The organism is Pseudomonas sp. MWU12-2345, from assembly GCF_023242385.1.
Classification (GTDB): Bacteria; Pseudomonadota; Gammaproteobacteria; order Pseudomonadales; family Pseudomonadaceae; genus Aquipseudomonas; species Aquipseudomonas gingeri_D.
Genome location: NZ_JALLJA010000001.1, coordinates 24,376 through 42,473, shown reverse-complemented (window position 1 = coordinate 42,473; position 18,098 = coordinate 24,376). Strand labels below are relative to the sequence as shown.

The 18,098-nt window shown below is 61.7% G+C and carries 13 protein-coding genes; 7 read left to right on the top strand and 6 right to left on the bottom strand.

Annotation, left to right across the window (positions count from 1 at the left end; all coding sequences use genetic code 11):
• Window positions 1–88: 88 nt before the first annotated feature.
• The 5 genes from M5C71_RS00175 to M5C71_RS00155 all read right to left on the bottom strand — a co-directional run bounded on the left by M5C71_RS00175 (window position 89) and on the right by M5C71_RS00155 (window position 7,909).
• A complete protein-coding gene (locus tag M5C71_RS00175) occupies window positions 89–3,172 on the bottom strand; it encodes an efflux RND transporter permease subunit (RefSeq protein WP_248766956.1) in 3,084 nt (1,027 codons plus the stop codon).
• On the bottom strand, window positions 3,169–4,281 hold the full coding sequence (locus tag M5C71_RS00170; RefSeq protein WP_248766955.1) for an efflux RND transporter periplasmic adaptor subunit: 1,113 nt from the start codon (window positions 4,279–4,281) through the stop codon (window positions 3,169–3,171). The genes M5C71_RS00175 and M5C71_RS00170 overlap by 4 nt, the downstream gene beginning before the upstream one ends.
• Before the next feature lie 28 nt (window positions 4,282–4,309).
• Complete coding sequence (locus M5C71_RS00165) at window positions 4,310–5,719, bottom strand: TolC family protein (RefSeq protein ID WP_248766954.1); 1,410 nt, start codon at window positions 5,717–5,719, stop codon at window positions 4,310–4,312.
• Window positions 5,720–5,941: 222 nt separating this feature from the next.
• Complete coding sequence (locus M5C71_RS00160) at window positions 5,942–6,157, bottom strand: hypothetical protein (protein WP_103495602.1); 216 nt, start codon at window positions 6,155–6,157, stop codon at window positions 5,942–5,944.
• 60 nt (window positions 6,158–6,217) lie between these two features.
• Entirely contained in the window at window positions 6,218–7,909 is a 1,692-nt protein-coding gene (locus tag M5C71_RS00155) for an AAA family ATPase (protein WP_248766953.1), read from the bottom strand.
• Between the two features lie 183 nt (window positions 7,910–8,092).
• On the opposite strand from M5C71_RS00155, the gene M5C71_RS00150 reads away from it, so the two are divergent.
• From M5C71_RS00150 to M5C71_RS00120, 7 genes are all read left to right on the top strand, one after another.
• Window positions 8,093–9,748: a bifunctional 3-(3-hydroxy-phenyl)propionate/3-hydroxycinnamic acid hydroxylase gene (locus M5C71_RS00150; RefSeq protein WP_248766952.1), complete on the top strand. Its 1,656-nt coding sequence runs from the start codon at window positions 8,093–8,095 to the stop codon at window positions 9,746–9,748.
• Window positions 9,749–9,750: 2 nt separating this feature from the next.
• Window positions 9,751–10,407, top strand: a complete 657-nt coding sequence (locus M5C71_RS00145; protein WP_248766951.1) for a TetR/AcrR family transcriptional regulator — start codon at window positions 9,751–9,753, stop codon at window positions 10,405–10,407.
• 186 nt (window positions 10,408–10,593) lie between these two features.
• Entirely contained in the window at window positions 10,594–11,208 is a 615-nt protein-coding gene (locus tag M5C71_RS00140) for a TetR/AcrR family transcriptional regulator (RefSeq protein ID WP_103495598.1), read from the top strand.
• 84 nt (window positions 11,209–11,292) lie between these two features.
• Window positions 11,293–12,381, top strand: coding sequence for a VOC family protein (locus M5C71_RS00135; protein ID WP_248766950.1), 1,089 nt, complete (start codon window positions 11,293–11,295; stop codon window positions 12,379–12,381).
• A gap of 155 nt (window positions 12,382–12,536) precedes the next feature.
• Complete coding sequence (locus tag M5C71_RS00130; RefSeq protein WP_103495596.1) at window positions 12,537–13,493, top strand: fumarylacetoacetate hydrolase family protein; 957 nt, start codon at window positions 12,537–12,539, stop codon at window positions 13,491–13,493.
• Window positions 13,493–15,394, top strand: a complete 1,902-nt coding sequence (locus tag M5C71_RS00125; protein ID WP_248766949.1) for an acyl-CoA synthetase — start codon at window positions 13,493–13,495, stop codon at window positions 15,392–15,394. Before M5C71_RS00130 ends, M5C71_RS00125 begins: the two co-directional genes overlap by 1 nt.
• 171 nt (window positions 15,395–15,565) lie before the next feature.
• On the top strand, window positions 15,566–16,885 hold the full coding sequence (locus M5C71_RS00120) for an outer membrane protein transport protein (RefSeq protein ID WP_248766948.1): 1,320 nt from the start codon (window positions 15,566–15,568) through the stop codon (window positions 16,883–16,885).
• 9 nt (window positions 16,886–16,894) lie between these two features.
• On the opposite strand, the gene M5C71_RS00115 is transcribed toward M5C71_RS00120, so the two are convergent.
• On the bottom strand, window positions 16,895–18,082 hold the full coding sequence (locus M5C71_RS00115) for a XylR family transcriptional regulator (RefSeq protein WP_103495593.1): 1,188 nt from the start codon (window positions 18,080–18,082) through the stop codon (window positions 16,895–16,897).
• Window positions 18,083–18,098: the final 16 nt, after the last annotated feature.

The following is an 18,098-nucleotide window of genomic DNA, read 5'->3' as shown; positions in this document are numbered from 1 at the left end:
ATGGCGGCCGACACCAACCAGGCCGCGTTAAAAACCAGGCGGCGGCGGCAAAAGGCGGCGAGTCAGAGGAGACCCGCCGCCGAATGACTCAGCAATTGCCAATACTGACGACAGTTGCTTGCGCCGTGTGGCGGCGAACCTTGAACCAGGCGGCATACAGCGCCGGAACGAAGAAGATGGTCAGCAGCGTCGCCACGGTAAGGCCTCCCATGATCGCAATTGCCATCGGCCCCCAGAACACGCTGCGCGTCAGCGGAATCATCGCCAGCACCGTCGCCAGCGCCGTCAGGAGCACCGGACGGGTCCGGTGGATGGCCGCGTCCAGTACCGCATTCCAGGGGTCGCGACCTTCTTCGATCTCGATCCGCACCTGATCAATGAGGATCACCGAGTTGCGCATGATCATGCCGCCGAGGGCGATGATGCCCAGGATCGCGACGAACCCCAGCGGCGCGTTGAACAGCAACAACGCCGGCACTACACCGATCAGGCCCAGTGGCGCGGTCAAGACCACCATCAACATGCGCGAGAAGTCCTGCAACTGAAGCATCAGCAACAGCAGGATGGTGACCAGCATCAGTGGCGCCACCGCCAGCAGTGCCTGGTTGGCCTTGTCGCTTTCCTCCACCGCACCGCCCACATCAATGCGGTAGCCCGAGGGCAGCCTGGCCTGAATATCCTTCAGTAGCGGCTGGATCTCCTGCGTCACCGATACGCCCTGCTCGCCATCCTTCACATCGGCGCGCACGGTGATCGCCATATCGCGATTACGGCGCCACAGCACCGGCTCCTCAAGTTCGTAGCGCACCTGCGCGACTTCCGACAACGGCACCACGGTGCCCTTGCGGGTGTAGAGGTTGATGTCCTTCAACGTGTCGAGGCTCAGGCGTTCTCCAGGCACGGCGCGGGCGACGATGTCGATCAGGTCCTCGTGCTCGCGCAACTGCGACAGGGTCGCGCCATTCATCACGGTCTGGGTGGCCAGCGATACGTCAGCCGGCGTGAGTCCCAGCGCGCGGGCCTTGTCCTGGTCCAACTGCACCTTCAGCGAACGCACCGGGTCGTTCCAGTCGAGCTGGACGTCACGGACCTTCGAATTCGAGGTCACGACGTGCTCCACTTCACGGGCAATCTTGCGCACGACCTGGGTATCAGGCCCGACAATGCGGAACTGCAGCGGGAAGCCCACCGGTGGCCCGAGTTCCAGCCGCGTGACACGGACCCAGACCTGCGGGAACTGTTGATCGGCCGAGGCCATCAAGCGCTTGCGAACCCGTTCCCGCGCCTTCAGGTCCTGGGTCATCACGACGAACTGGGCAAAGCCCGGATTGGGCAACTCCGGATTGAGCGCCAGATAGAAGCGCGGCGCCCCGGCACCGGTGTAGGCGGTATAGAACCGGACATCCTCGTCCTTGCCGAGCAGGGTTTCCATCTGCTTGACCTGCTCGGCCGTCGCCGCGAAAGAAGCCCCCTCTTTCAGGCGCAGGTCGATGACCAGTTCGGGACGCGAACTGCTGGGGAAGAACTGCTGCGGCACCAGCTTCAAGCCGCCCAAGGCGAGCAGCAGAGCACCCAGCGTCACGCCGATGACCACCCAGCGACGCTGGATGGCCCAGTCGATCATGCCGCGCAGCTTGCGGAAGAACCGGGTGTCGTACGGATCGCCGGCATGCTGGTGCTTGCCGAAATCCTTGGGCAGCATCTTGACCGCCAGGTAAGGCGTGAAGATCCCCGAACTGATCCATGAAAACAACACCGCCGCGCCGACAATCCAGAAAATGCCACCGGCATACTCGCCCGTGGTCGATTTTGAAAGACCGATCGGCATGAACCCGGCAACGGTGATCAGCGCACCGGTCAGGCGCGGCATGGCGGTGGACTGGTAGGAGAACGAGGCGGCCTTCACACGGTCCCAACCGGCTTCCATCTTCACCAGCATCATCTCGATGGCGATGATCGCATCATCGACCAACAGGCCCAGGGCGATAATCAGCGAGCCGAGCGAGATACGCTCCAGGTTCCAGCCCATCGCCAGCATCAACATCGCGACACCGCCCAGTACCAGCGGCACCGTGGCCGCCACCACAAGACCGGTACGCCAGCCCAGGCTGACAAAGCTGACAATGATCACGATGACCAGTGCCTCGATAAGCGAGCGCGCGAAGTCCCAGACGGCCTCTTTCACGGTGGTGGGCTGGTCGGCCACGCGCTCCAGTTCCACGCCATGGGGCAGCTCGGACTGCAGCTGGGCGACCGCGACTTCCATCGCCTTGCCGAGCTCGACGATATTACCGTCCTCGGTCATCGAGATGCCGAGCATCAGCACCGGCTGGCCGTTGTGACGCACGGTGTAGGTCGGTGGGTCTTCATAACCACGCTTGATGGTCGTGAAGTCGCCCAGCTTGATCATCCGACCACCGGCCGCGACAGGCACATTGCGAATGTCATCTTCGTTGGCAAACTGGCCACTCACGCGCACGACGACACGGTCCCCTTGCGTGTCAACCTGCCCTGCCGCTTGCAAGGCATTTTGCGCGCGCAAGCTCTCGGCGATCATCAGCGGCGTGATGCCCAGCGCAGCGAGGCGTTCGTGCGAGAACTCCACATAGACACGCTTGGCCTGCTCGCCGATCAGGTCGACCTTCTTGACCATCGGCACCTTCAGCAGACTGCGCTTGATGTCCTCGGCGGCATTCGACAGATCGGCGTGGTCGATACCGTCGCCCTTGACGGCGTACATCAGGCCGTACACGTCGCCATATTCGTCGTTGACCACCGGACCGGTCACGCCGTCGGGCAGCTCCAGGCGCAGGTCATTGAGTTTCTTGCGGGCCTGATACCAGGCCTCGCGCTGGTCGGCCTTCGAGGTACCGCCGCGCACGGTCAGCGTCATGCCGCCGTAACCCTGCCGGGCAAAGGTGACCACCTTTTCGAAGTGGTCGATCTGCTCGAACTTCTTCTCCATGCGATTCAGGACTTCATCCTGTATCTGCTGGGCGGTCGCGCCTGGCCAGGCGACGCCGGCGGTCATCGACGGCACCGAGAAGTTCGGGTCTTCGAGCTGGCCAAGCCGGGTGAAACTGAACAGGCCGGCCACCGCGACAATGAGGATCAGGAAGAGGACGATGGCACGGTGACGCAGCGCCCAATCGGTAAGGTTGAAATGGCTCATCGCGTCACCACTGCCTTCGTTTCAGGGGAAACCGCACCTGGCAGCGCTACTTTCAGGCCAGGCGCCATCTTCTGGACACCGGCGGTTACGATCAGCGCCCCGGCCGGTGGGCCGGAGACCAGCACCTCGTCATTTCGATAGCCCGACACCCCCACAGGTACCAGCTCGACGGTGCCGACCGGGTCCTTGCCCGTCGGCGTGACCACCCACAGCGCCGGCTGCCCGCCGCTTTGCGTCAGTGCGGTGGCCGGCACCGCCGCCACCGGGCGCCCGGTCATCTTGCGTTCGACCTCCAGGGTGGCGGTCGCCCCCAGGGGCAATGGTTGCGTGTCCAGGAGCTTCATGCGCGCGCGGTAGGTCCTTGTCTGCGGCGCGGCTTGCGGCGACAGTTCGCGCAAGGCCACCGCGAAGGTCTGGCCCGGAGCGCTGGCCAGTGAGGCCTTGAAGCCCGACTGCTTGAAGGCAGCCAGGTGATCCTCCGGCACATCGACGACGATCTCGGGCAAGCCAGGGTCGGCGATCGAGATCACCGCGGCCCCCGGCGTCACGACCTGCCCGACCTCGAAATGCACGGCCGTGACCACGCCGCTCCACGAGGCCCGCAGCACGGAGTAATTGAGCCGGTTGCGCGCCAGTTCGAGCTTGCGGGCCTCGGCCTCGGCGTTCGCCCGGGAGGTCTCGGCGCTGGTACGCGCACGCTCGTCATCGGCCACGCTGACCGAACCATCGGCCTTCAGCGCTCCCAGGCGCTGGTGGTCCGAGTCGGCCTGACGGGCCTGTGCCACCGCAGCGGCCCACGACTGCCGCGCCGCTTCCACGGCCAGCCGGTAGTCGCTGTCGTCCAGCGTGGCGAGCACATCACCCTCGTGCACGAACTGGCCGACCTCGACCTTGCGTTGGACGACCTTGCCGTCCACGCGGAAAGCCTGGTCCACTTCATGGCGCGACTGCACGGTGCCGACATAGCGGTTGGCTTCGCGGGCGTTGTCATAGCGCAGTTCGACGGTACGTACGGGCCGCGGCACCTGTACCGGCGGTTGGTCCGGACTGCAGGCGCAGAGTAACGCGGCGACGGCCATGGCACCGACGGCGGTAATAGAGTTATTCAAGACAGTTCCTCGTTGTAAGCGACGGGATTCAGGAAAGTGGACGCACGGCGCCGGCAGTGGCGGTGCCGGCGGGAGGCACGGACTCGAAAACCTGCCAGCCGCCGCCCAGCGCCTTGTAGAGCTGTACGCTGTCGAGCAGCAGACGAGTGTTGCTGTCGTTGGCGTTCAGACGCATCGTCAGGCGCACACGGTGCGCATCCAGCAGCGGCAACAAGTCGATCTGCCCCCGGTCGTAGAGCGATTGAGCCCGGCCCAGCGCGGAATCCGCGGCCACCACAGCCGATTGCAACGACGCCGAACGACGACGCTCCTGGGAAAGGCCTACCAGCGAGTTCTCAACGTCTTCGAGCGCACGGGCGATGCCGTCCTCGGTACGCAGCAGCGCTTCACGCTGGCCGCTCTCGGCAACCTCATTGATGGCCCGCGTGCGCCCGGCGTTGAAGAGCGGCATCGTCAGCAGGCCCGCCACATTGGTATAGCGGGCAGCGCCCAGCCCCACACCATTGAGTTCCAGGCCCTGGCTGCCGTAGGAAGCACCAAGGAACAGACGCGGAAACCATTCGGCGGCGGCCTGCTGACGGCGAGCGTTGGCCGCATCCAGTTGCGCCATCAGTTCCAGCACGTCGGGCCGGCGCTCCAGCAACGTGGCCGGCTGGCCGGGCTGCGGCTGAGGCACCACTACATCGCCGCGCGAGGGTACGATGGCGGCGGCATTGAAGGCCTGGTCACCGATCAGTACCGCAAGGCGATGGCGTGCCACCGCCGCCAGGGTTTCCAGTGGCGGAATCTGCCCACGCGCGGAGGCCGCGTCAGCCTCGGCACGCTCCACGTCGAAGACGGTTGCCAGCCCCACGCGCTGGCGTGCGGTGACCAGACGCAAGGTCTCGTCCTGCATCGCCGACATGGCCCGCAGGGTGTCGACCTGACGCTGCGCACCGACCAGCGTGAAGTAATTGCTGGCAACGTCGCTCATCACCAGCAGGCGCACACCGCGTACGCTGTGTTCCGCGGCCAGCGCCTGGGCCTGGGCCGCACTCGCGCCGGCCCGCAAACGGCCGCTCAGGTCCAGCTCCCACGAAACGTCCAGCCCCACGCTTGCGGTTTTGGTATCGGGATAGCCCGCCTTCGTGGCCGTGTCGTACCCGCTACTGCGGTCGATACCGGAGGCGGACCCGCTGACGCTCGGAAACAACCAGGAACGGCTGATGCTCTCGCCAGCGCGCGCGGCGCACAGGCGCTCGGAGGCGATCTTGATATCGCGGTTATCGCGCATCGCGCGGCGTACCAGATCGCTCAGCACCGGATCCTTGAAAGCCTCCCACCATGCGACTTCGGGCTCCATCCCCGAGGCCGCGGTCGCGGCGAACTTGCCCGGCAGGTCCACCGCAGGCTTGACGATGGGCGTGGAACAGCCCGCCAGGGCCAGCGCGATAGACATGGCAAGCGTCACCGCAGCGGCAAGGCCGCCCAGGCAATCGGCAGATGGGCGGGACGTCTGCCCGCCAGGGTGGATCAACGAAAGAAGGAGCTGAAGTCGCGACATCGGATTGGACTCGTAGGAATTCGAGGTGACGCCAGCATAGGGTCGGCCGCACGCCAAGTTGTCAGCCAAGCGTCGTGATTCGGTCGCCCTATGGAGCGTTCCATCGAGTAGGTGGGGTCATTCGGCGGCGGCATCCGCGGCACGCTCACCGGCTATCGATGCAAGGTCGTCGGCAATCGACGCCGACAGCTCTTCGACGGATGAGAACTCGCACTGGCGGCCGGTCACCAGATTTTCCAGGCGCCCGGCAAGGCCCCCCGGCGCGGCGTCGCTACGCAGCTTCAGCACATACGTGCGGCGGTTTGGATACTTGGATTCAGGATTCAGGACCATTGCAGACCACGGGATCGGAGAAGTTCGGCAACAGCCTAAAGCCATGCCCCGATCAAGTTGTCAGCAAAGGGTCGGCATCCGGTCGCCATGGGCACTGATGGTCGCGACCGGGCCGAAATCCGACAGCGCAATCACTGGCCGACTGGCCCGTTCGAAGTGCATCGCCAGGTCTGACGCGGCGACCGGCACGCCGAACGACCGCTCACGCTCAAGGGCGTCGCCGATCTGACGATGCAGGTGAATACGCAGCGAAAGCGGCGTGCGCTCGTACAGCACCTGACGCAGGAGCGCGTGGCGGAACGAGTAGGCTTGCGCGGACACCTCTGACCCATCGACCGTTCGTGACCGTGTCAGCCACACCTGCCCGCGAACCAGCTCCTCGCAGGCGTAAGCCAGCGAAGCGAGGTCACGCTCAAGGGCCAGCGAAAGCGTTTCCACCCGGAAAGCCCCCGAACATATCGCCGCCGCCGAGAGCAGATCACGCTCCTCCCGACCGAGCCTGGCGATCACATGATCGATGATAGATGCCAGATTCTCGGGAACCGTGAGGTTCGCCAGCCGGGCCTCGACGGTGGCGTCATCGTCCGCACGGTCCATCACTTCATTGAGCAACGACGAGACGAACAGTGGCACGCCGTCGGTGTGATCGTGCAGCGCCCGCACGAACCCTTCATCGCTCGCCAGTGAGACCGAACGCGTAGCGACATAATCGGCGATCTCGGTCTCCGAAAACGGATCGAGCACCACTTCTTCGCATAAACGCTGCAAACGAAGTTCGTGTCGCAACGAACTGAGCGGATGATCGAGCGCCACCACTTCGGCGACGCGAAAGCTCGCCACCCACATCAACCGCATGCGCCCGCGTCGCCGGGCGACGTAGTCGATCAGTTGGAGGGTGGCCCTGTCGCCCCAATGCAGGTCTTCGGTGACCAGCAACAAGGGGCGTTGCTCCGTGTAACGCTCCAGCAACTCGCCCATTTCCCGCAGCATGCGCTCCGGGCCGACACCGGCAAGCTCGTGCCGCAACGCCTCACGCTCCTGGGCACTACTCAGCCACGGCAGTTGAAACAGCCAGGTGGGTGCCACGCTCCGCAACAGTGCCGGCAGCGCCGGGTCGACGCGGCACAAACCGGCAATTGCTTCCAGCACCGGCAGGTACGGCTCGCCAGTACCGAGGGGCTCCACACAATGGCCGCGCGCGCAGGTGGCGCCGTCGAGACCCGCCATGAAATGCTCGATCAGCAGGGTCTTGCCGATTCCCGGCGCGCCAGCGAGCCAGAACATCGAGCGCTGGCCGCCTTGCGCCTGCACCCAGGCCCGTTGCAAGCGCGAAAGCGAAGCGCCACGGCCGATAAACAGCGGCGCTTGCGTGACGGCTTGCGGTGTTATCGCCAGGCTGGTCGGCGTCAAAGGCGTCAGGGACGGCGTGGCAATAAAGCGATAGCCACGCCGGGACACGGTCTCGATAAAACGTGGTGCTCGGGGAGAGTCGCCCAGTGTCGTGCGCAGATCGCTGATGGCGGTTTTCAGCACCGACTCGCTGACGAAGCGGTGTCCCCAGACCGCGTCAAGCAACGCATCCTTGCTCAGAAGCGACCCCGGCTCGCGCGCCAGCGCGCACAACAGGTTGAACGGCGTCGGCGCCAGCGCCACCGCCTCTCCATTGCACGACAGGCGAGCATTGGCCTCATCGAGTTCAAAATCGACAAAGCGGATCCGCAGTGGATTCGGATGACACAGCGCACGCACCACAGGCGACTCCTACAGGCTCAGATGAAGACAGTTATGCGTTCCATGCTGGCAAAAAGAGCGACCTCGATATATTGACACAATAATCAATATTGAAACAAACCTCATTTTTGCATAACCTCATGCTGCCTGACGATGAAACCCTCGGTTTCACTGCCAAAAAAACAACCACAACAAGGGCTCGGTATGAATAACAAGAAAGCCGGCACGCTGCCGCCAAGCGCAGTCGATGTATTGATCGTGGGCAACGGCCCGGTAGGCGCGACACTCGCGGCACTGCTGGGACGCTACGGCGTAAGGACACTGATCCTGGACAAGGCCCATGAGATCCTGCTGATGCCTCGCGCCATCGCCCTGGACAACGAGGCGCTACGCATCCTGCAACTCGCCGGGTTGGCCCAGGACGCTTTCGAGAAGATCGTGATCCCCGAAGTGCGGATGCGCTCCACGACCCTCGGGGATTTCAGTCGCGCCAATACCACCGGGAGCATTGATGGCCATCCCAAACTGGTGACGTTCTATCAGCCCGACCTCGAGCGGGCGATGCGAGAACAGGTCTCGCGGTTCGAGTCGGTGGTCAGCCTGGGTGGCTTCGAGCTCGAACACCTGACCGATGCACCAGGCTGCGTCATTGCGTCCGTCCGGGACCAGGAGGGCCAAGTCCACTCTGTTCGCGCCCAGTACGTGGTAGGCGCCGATGGCGCGAGCTCCAGGGTCAGAACCCTGATCGGCCAGGATTTCGAAGGGCAGACCTATGCCGAGGACTGGCTGATTGTCGATGCCGGCAATCGGCACCGGTCAGCGATCGATCACATCGAGTTCCTTTGCGATCCAAAGCGGCCCACGCCACACATGCCGGCGCCCGGCGGAAGGGAGCGTTGGGAGTTCATGCTGCAACCGGGTGAAACCCGCGAAGAAATGGAAAATCCGCAAAACATCGCTCGACTGATCGCCCCCTGGATCGATCCGCAAAAGCTGCAGATCGAGCGCACGGCGGTGTATCGGTTCCACGCGCGCTGCTGCAACCGCTTCAGCCAGGGGCGCGTTTTTCTTGCAGGAGATGCCGCTCATATCACGCCGCCCTTCGTCGGACAGGGCCTGGTCGCCGGCCTTCGCGATACCGCCAATCTGGCCTGGAAACTCGCCTGGGTCCTGCGCGGACAAGCCTCGCCCTCGATATTGGACTCCTATGACGAGGAGCGCCGCCCCCATGCCAAGGCAATGATCGACATGGCCAAGCTCATGGGACGCCTGATCATGCCCAGAAGCAAGCTGGGGGCCTTCTTCACCCATGGCCTGATGCGCCTGCTCGCCTTGATGCCGACCACCCGCAAGTACTTCGAAGAGCTGGACATCAAACCGAAAAACATCTTCAGGAAAGGCCTGTTCGCCCCTCATCGCCGTGGTGACAAGCTGGTTCGCGGAGGGCTCTTTCCCCAGGCCTGGGTTCGCAACGCCCAACAGCAGATCCACCTGAGTGACGATGCGCTTGGAGACCACCTGACCCTGATCGGATTCGGCATCGACCCGCTGTCGCTGCTCTGCGCCGAGCAGGTCGGGGCCTGGAAACGAACCGGCGGCAACTTCTTGCATATCGGGCCGTGCGGTCAACGTCCGGTGGGTGATTGCGCCTTTATCGAGGATCTGAACCATGGCATCCTGCCGCTGGCGGCCAAAGGCACGCTGGTGGTGGTACGCCCCGACCGCCTCGTCATGCACCATGCCGACGGCGCGCAGGCGGGCCATATGGTTCAAGCCTGCATTGATCTGATAACGGGCGACGACTGCATTGTTGAACGGGTTTCCATTACCATCAGCGAGCCCCCTCGACTACGAGCCTGAGTATGCCCTCCTCCTCCCCAGCACCCGCAGCGCCCCAGCCTCTCACGCGAGGCCACAAGAAACGTGAGCGCACCCGTCGCGGCCTGGTCGACGCAGCGCGACGCCTGGTCGCACGCAAGGAGGTGGGGGAGATCGCCCTGCTCGAGATCGCCGCGGAAGCGGAGGTCTCCAATGGCACCATCTACAACTACTTCCGCACTCGCGACGAAGTGCTCGAAGCCGTGGGCATCGCCATGGCCACCGAGTTCTCCGATGCCATTTCCGTCTTGAGCAGCGGATTGCACAGCGGTGCCGAGCGCCTTTGCGTCGGCGTGCGGATGTTCATCAACCGAGCCGGCGATGACCACCCGTGGGCCAGCGCGCTGCTGCGCATCATCCACTTCGGCGAGGCGACGCGCTCGCGACTGGCCGCCCATGTACTTGACGACCTGCGCCAAGGTCGCCGTGAGGGTGCTTTTGCATTCGAAGACGAAGGCATCGCCCTGGACCTGGTGTTGTCATGCACCACCGGGGCCATGCGCGCTGTTGTCGAGGGTCGTACAGTGGCGGAACACGATGTGCGGGTCGCCGAAATGGTCCTCAAGGCGCTGGGCGTCACGCCAGCCAAAGCCAGGAAAATCGCCAGCTTGCCACTGCCTGTTGTGAACATGGACACCTAGCCAGAAAACTGAACACCAATGTTCAAAATACACAAAGCCCGTCGATGAAAAAACGCCTCCAACACCGCAAAAACCCTTGGATAACGGACATAAACCGATAAAACGCGCTCTCCAGCTCAAAAAAACAATTGACCAACATTGAACACAGGTGTTCAATTGATTGTAAGACGACCCTGGAGATAAAGCGTGGAATCCCTGAATCCGGTACAGCGACGCATCCATCAAGCCGCCCTTCGCCTTTTTGCCGAGCGCGGCGCCATTGACGTGAGTATCAGCGATCTTGCAACTGAGGCCGGTGTTGCTCGCGGGACGATCTATAGCAACGTGAAAAGCATGGAGCAGCTGTTCGAAGCGGTTGCGGCCCATCTCAGCGCTGAAATGCACGAACGGGTCAATAAGAGTTTCGAGACCCTCGCCCAGCCTGCCCACCGTCTGGCCAATGGCATCCGCTTCTTTATCCGACGCACCCATGAGGAGCCCCAGTGGGGCACTTTCATTCATCGATTCGCGATGAGTAACGCCGCGCTGCGCGAGATGTTCGCCAGTCAGGCCACGAAGGACCTGTTGGAGGGGCACGCCAGTGGCTGCTACAGCTTCCGACAAGACCAACTGCTCTCGGTCATTACGCTGATCTCCAGCACTGCGCTGGGTGCGATGTTCCTGGTGCTGGAAGGTCATAGAACCTGGCGCGATGCGGGTTCCGACGCGGCGGAATTCGTACTCCGGGCACTCGGCGTGCCGGCACAGGAGGCTGCGAGACTGGCGAGCGAGGAACTGCCCACACTCCCGGCGCTCGACTAACCCCTTCACCACCGCTGTGGTTTTCGCCCCTGTTGTTTATGGGGCTCGGCGCTGCTTTGCCCGAAAAAAGTTCGGAGAACAATAATGAACGATAGCGCAGCACCTCGACTGAGCACGTTGCAACCCGCCCGGCATCCCACCCCGAGCGTCAAAGCTCAACGCCTCACCCATCTTATCTTCGAACGACCGGACCTTGATGAAGCGGCGCACTTTCTGAGCGACTTCGGTCTGAGCGTCAGTCACCGGGACACGGATACGCTCTATCTCCGGGCTGCCGACCCCAGCCCCTACTGCTACCGTATTCATCGAGCGGCCCAAGCACGCTTTCTGGGCTACGGGCTGGAAGTCGGCCGTCTCGGCGATCTGGATCACCTGACCCAGCTCCAGGGTGCTTCAGCTATCGAGCGGATCGAACATCCGGGGGGCGGAAAACAGGTCCGGCTGCTCGACCCCTCCGGCTTCATCGTGGAAGCCATCTGCGGACAGTCCTCAAGTGTTCCACTGCCGCACAGGGCCGCTCTTTCGCTCAATCTGGCGGATAAGCAGCCACGCATCAACAGAGCTCAACGCCCACCAATAACGCCCCCGGAAATATTGCGCCTGGGTCATGTCGTCATCGAAGTCGCCGATTATCAAGCCACCTGCGCCTGGTATACACAGCATTTCGGGCTGATCCCCAGCGATATACAGGTTCTCCCGGATGGCTCCCCCATCGTCACCTTCATGCGCCTGGATCGCGGTGAGATTCCAACAGATCACCATACCCTCGCCATTGCCCAGGGATTCACGGCGACCTACAGCCACAGCGCCTATGAAGTGGTCGATGCCGATGCACTGGGCATGGGACAGCGGGTCCTGCGGGAGCGAGGCTGGAAACATTCGTGGGGGATCGGCCGGCACATTCTGGGGAGCCAGATCTTCGATTACTGGCAGGACCCATGGGCAGACAAACACGAGCACTACTGTGACGGCGACCTCTTCACTGCCACACAGCCCACCGGCATTCATCCGGTCAGCCGCGAGGCCATGGCGCAATGGGGGCAACGCATGCCCAAGAGCTTTACCCAGCCCAAGCTGACACTGGGCAATCTGCGAATGCTGATGCGCAATCTGCGACGCAGCCCGGACTTGACGCTACGCAAGCTTATGGCGCTGGCCCGCCTGTTCGGATAAGTCCGCCTGTTCAGTACCACCCGACAAGTGCGCTGCGTGTGGCGCCGACGCCCTGGTGCAGGCCGCTCGCACGCCGACAACATGCCCTGCATGGGCCCAATACAACAACTAAGCCTGGCAAAAGTCGGGCAAACAATGCTTCTGGAGTGCCTTCAATGTCCGTTGTCCATATTGTCCGCTTCGAATACCAAAACACCGTCCAATGGGGCGTCATACGCCAGAACCTTATTACACCGGTTCCCGGAGTCTTTGCCACGACCGGCGAGTTCATCCGCCAGAACACCATCGACGATTTGCTTCAACTGAAAGGCATCGAACTGGCCAAGAGCGACGTCAAGTTGCTGTCCCCGGTGACCCGTAATCAGCAGTTCCTTTGCCAGGGTGCCAACTACCGTCAGCACATGATCGAATCGGGCATGAACCCCGACGCAAAGCACTTCAACATGATGTTCACCAAGGCGACCAGTTGCCTGGTGGCGGCCGACAGCGACCTGATCAAGCCGCGCAATGTCCAGTTCCTGGACTACGAAATCGAGCTGGGCCTGGTGATGAAACGCGAGATCACCGGCCCTGTCTCTGTCACTGACGACAATCTGCATGAATTCATCGCCGGCGTCGTTATTGTCAACGACTACTCGGCTCGTGACATCCAGATTCCACAGATGCAGTTCTACAAAGGCAAGAGTTTCCGTACCTTTGGCCCGGTCGGCCCCCACCTCTGCCTGCTGGGGGCCGAGGACATGCATTATCTGAAGGCCCTGCAATTGCGCCTGACGGTCAACGGCCAGATGCGTCAAAACGACAGCACCGCCAACCTGGTCTACGGCCCCGCGCAAACCCTGACCGAGCTTTCGTCCGTACAAGATCTTGCCCCGGGAGACCTGATTGCCACCGGCACGCCGGCCGGCTGCGCCTTGAGCATCCCCTCCCCCGGCAAGCAGCGCATCGCCGCCCTGCTACCCGAAGCCAGCAAGTGGAAACTGTTCCTCAAGGCCCAGGAGAAACGCTCCCAGTATCTCAAGCCAGGCGACAAGGTCGAGGCGCATATTCGTAGCGCCGACGGCTTGATCGATCTGGGCATACAACGCAATCAGGTAGTAGGAGAAGTCTGATGAGCGTGCAGAGCCTGGTAGACATCAAGCACCTGGAACAAACCCCGCTTTCAGAGCGCAATCTGGCCGCCAGCACCTATGAAGCCTTGCGCCGTGCCGCCGTCTGCAATCCTCAAGCGCCGGCGTTGAGCTTCTTCCCTGACGCCACTCACTTCACGCGTACCTTCGAATGGAATTATTCCCAACTCTTCGCGCAAATAACCCGCGCGGCGAATGCCTTCCACGACCTGGGCATCGTGCAGGGAGAAGTACTCGCCTTCGTCCTGCCCAATCTACCGGAGACCCATTTCACTATCTGGGGCGCCGAGGCAGCGGGCATCGTCATGGCAATCAACCCATTGCAGGAGGCGAAGCAGATTGCCAGCTTGCTGAACTCGGCCAAAGCCTCGGTAGTGGTGACACTGGCACCCACCCCAGATAACAATCTGTGGGCCAAGTTGGCTGATCAATTGAACGATCTGCCCGGAATCAGGCATATCATCTGGGTCAGCCTGGAACCCTATGTCAGCGAGCCTGAGCGCGACATGCTCAGAAGCTTGGCGCAGAGGGAGCGGGCCTTTCACGGTAATACCGTGATCCACGATCTGCGCGAGCTGATGGAAGCCCAGCCAGAAACTCACCTCAAGAGCGGCAGACACATCCGCCCTGAAGAGCGTTCTTCTTACTTCTGTACCGGCGGCACCACCGGGCTGCCCAAGATTGCCGCCCGCACCCATGGCTCGGAAGTATTCAACGCCTGGGCCATGGCCGCGCACTTACAACCTCGCCAGAGTGGCCAGGTGATCTTTTGCGGCCTGCCACTTTTTCATGTCAATGGACAACTGGTCACGGGACTGATGCCCTGGAGCCAGGGTGACCATGTCATCCTGGGCACGGCCCAAGGCTACCGAGACCCTGGCGTTATCCCGAACTTCTGGGAAATGGTCGAGCACTTCGGCATCAACTTCTTTTCCGGCGTGCCCACCGTCTACGCGGCCCTGCTAAGAAACAATCCACGTGCCTATGATCTGTCCAGCCTTCGTTATGCCTTGTGTGGCGCCGCCCCCATGCCGGTGGATTTGTTGCGCGAGTTCGAAGAGCAGACCGGGGTACATATCCTTGAAGGCTATGGGCTCACGGAGGGCGCCTGCGTTTCTTCCGTCAATCCGCCCCATGGCGAGCGACGCACCGGCTCCATCGGGATACGCCTTGCTTATCAGGACATGCGCGCGGTGCTATTGAATGAGGCCGGGGAATACCTGCGCGATGCCAATGTCGACGAAACCGGGCTGATCACGATCAGCGGTCCCAATCTGTTCGACGGTTATCTGGAAGAGGGTCACAACCAGGGACTGTGGATCGATATCGACGGCCGACGCTGGCTCAATACCGGCGATCTGGGTCGCCAGGATGCACAGGGCTATTTCTGGCTGACCGGACGCAAAAAGGAATTGATCATTCGTGGCGGGCACAATATCGACCCCAAGCAAATCGAGGAGGTGTTGCAGGCCCACCCTGCTGTTGCCTTGGTGGCCGCGATCGGCAGCCCTGATGCCTATTCAGGGGAAGTACCTGTCGCCTATGTCCAATTGAAGCCCGGCCAATTCTGCGGCGCCGAAGAGCTGCTGGCGTTCGCCAATCTCAGCATCAGCGAACGCGCAGCCATCCCCAAACGCATTGAAATACTCGAGGCGTTACCCCTGACTGCGGTCGGCAAGATATTCAAACCGGCCCTGCAGCAACGGGAAATCGCCAGCACGGTACAACTGGAGATTGAACATCTTGGACTCTCTGGCATTGCGGTCGACGTCGTACAAGAAAGTAACCGAGGACTTTTAGTTCGTATTCAATCCGGAGTTCACCAGAAAACCCTTGCCCCTCTGCTGGGGTGTTACAACTTTCAAGTTGACTGGGTTGACTGATAACGAGTGTATCTCAGCCCCCCTGAATAATACCCCCTGACATCAACCTGCCGGGGACTATCAAGTAACAGCCATTAAACCCATTGCCTCCCGCAAGTGCACTGGAAGGCAAAGCCTTGCCTGCGTCATTTGCCCACTGCAATCAACAAAAACAATAAAGAGGTGAACACCATGAATCAGAAACGTCGCGCAACCCCTTGTCTAAGCCCCCGTCAAACAGCTATTGACTGGATAAAACTGGGCTACACGGTTGCCCTGCTCGGCGCATCAACAACGGCACTGGCCAATGGCATTACGCTCAATGAACAAAGCACCAGCAGTGCAGGGACCGCCTATGCGGGACGCTCGTCATCCGCCTTGGACGCCAGCACGATATACGGGAATCCCGCGGGGCTGACCCAGTTGCCTCGCAGCGAACTGAGCGGTGGAGTCTCGGTCCTTGCGATCCAGGACAGCATCAGCGACTCCCAGAGCAATGCCACAGGAACGAGCAAGGGTAACTCCGTCCCCTTGTCCGCCGTCCCCTTCGCCTATTTTTCAACACCTCTTGACGAGGGTTTTTCAGCCGGCCTGGGGCTCTATGTTCCATTCGGTCTGGTCAACAATTATGAGAGCAGCTTCCAAGGTCGCTATTTTGGCGCCTATAGCAAGACCCAGGCGATCACCCTGCAACCGACTCTCGCCTACCGGGTCAATGATTACCTATCTGTGGGGGGCGGCCCGACGCTGAACCGCTTCGAGGCGAAGCTCCAGAACAACCTGGCCACCGGTGCCTTGAACAACGGCAAAGAGACACGGGTCACCCTCAAGGGCGATGACACGGCCATGGGTTATAACGTCGGTGTCCTGTTCGACTTGAACGACACAACCCGCTGGGGAGTGACTTATCATTCGAAGGTCAGCTACAACCTCAAAGGACAAACCGAGGTTTCCGACGCCCCAGCCGTTCTACCCCTGAATGGAAAATATAACGCCACGATCGCTCTGGATACGCCTGAATCACTGGACACCTCCATTACCCATCATTTCAATGATCGCTGGAGCGGATACCTGAGCACCGTCTGGACACGCTGGAGCCGTCTCGAGAAATTCGAGGCGATCAATAGCGGTGTTTCCGCGGCCGGGCAGAGTTTCGGTCTAGGCAGTGTCGGCGAGACATTGAACTGGCACGACACCTGGGCTGGCGCGGTCGGTACATCCTATCAACTTGACCCGCAGTGGTTGCTGCGCGCCGGTTACTCCTATGACCCCTCCCCGGTTCAAAACGCGGACCGCAGCGTGCGAATCCCGGTTGGCAACCGCAGCACCTTGACCCTGGGCGCGGGTTTTTCGCCGAATGCCGATATAACGATAGACGTTGCTTATGCTTATATCTGGGACTCCACTGCCTCGGTAAGAGAGTCGAATAACTCAGGCCTTCAACCGAGTTATAGTGCCCAATACGATAACAGTGCCAATGAATTGTCAGTGCAGTTGACCTATCGTTACTGATCTATTGACTCAATGAATCGCTGCATTGACACCCTGCTGATACTCCCGCGGCGTACAGCCGAACTCTCGACGGAACACCGTGTGCAGGTATTGCGCCGATTTGAAGCCGCAATTCTGCGCGATATCGGCAATCGCCGAATCCGTGTGTTCCAGTCCATTGGCCGCCGCCGCCAGTTTGAAGCGCAGGATCTCGTCGTGCACGCTGCAGCCGCGCACCGTACGAAAGTGCGACTCCAGCGATGAGCGCGACACGCCCACGTACGCGGCCACCTGCGCGGTCTTGATGCCCTGGCAGGCGTATTGGCGGATAAAGAGCAGCGCCTGCATGACGTAGGGATCGCCCAACGGTTGATGCAGACTCGAGGCCTGCACATTGATCGCATCCGGGGGGATCAGTATCTGCGTGCCCGTGGACGGCATGCCGTGCAGCATCTGGTGGAGCAGGTGCGCGGCGGTCCGGCCCATGGTCTCGGTGCCTTGGACCACTGAACTCAGCGGCACCCTGGTCAGGCTGCGGGTCAGCGGGTCGTTATCAATGCCGATCAAGGCCACCTGCTCCGGCACGGCGATCCCGGCGGTCAGGCAGGCTTGCAGCAACTGCCGGGCACGGGCGTCACTGACGGCGATGATGCCGATGGGTTTGGGCAGGCTTTGCAACCAGGCGATCTGCTGTTCGACGGCGCTGTCCCAGAGCGGCGCGCTGGTGCCCATGCCGCGATAGACCTCGACAGGCAAACCATCGCGTTTCAGCAGCCGGCGAAAGGCTTTTTCCCGCTCCTGCGCCCAGCGATTGGCTTGCGCTTCAGGCAGGCTGAAGCAGGCAAAGCGGGTCAACCCGGCCTCGATCAGGTGCTCGTAGGCCAATTTCATCAGTGCGTCATTGTCGGTGGCGACATAGGGAATGCCCTTCGGATAGGCGCGCGCATCCTGATAGGACCCGCCCACCGCCACCACTGGCAACTTGATCCCGGCCAGCGCCTCGCCGATCAGCGGGTCGTCGAAGTCGGCAATGATCCCATCGCCCTGCCAGCGCTCGATCCCTTTCAACCGACAGAGAAAATCCTCCTCAAGGAACAGGTCCCAGGATGCGCGGGTGCTGCTCAGGTAGTTGCCGATGCCACTGATAATGCCGCGATCGTAGATCTTGCTGCCGTTGAACAACAGCGCAATACGGTGGACGGGCGGGACGGTTTTCATTGTTTTGATCCTGGAC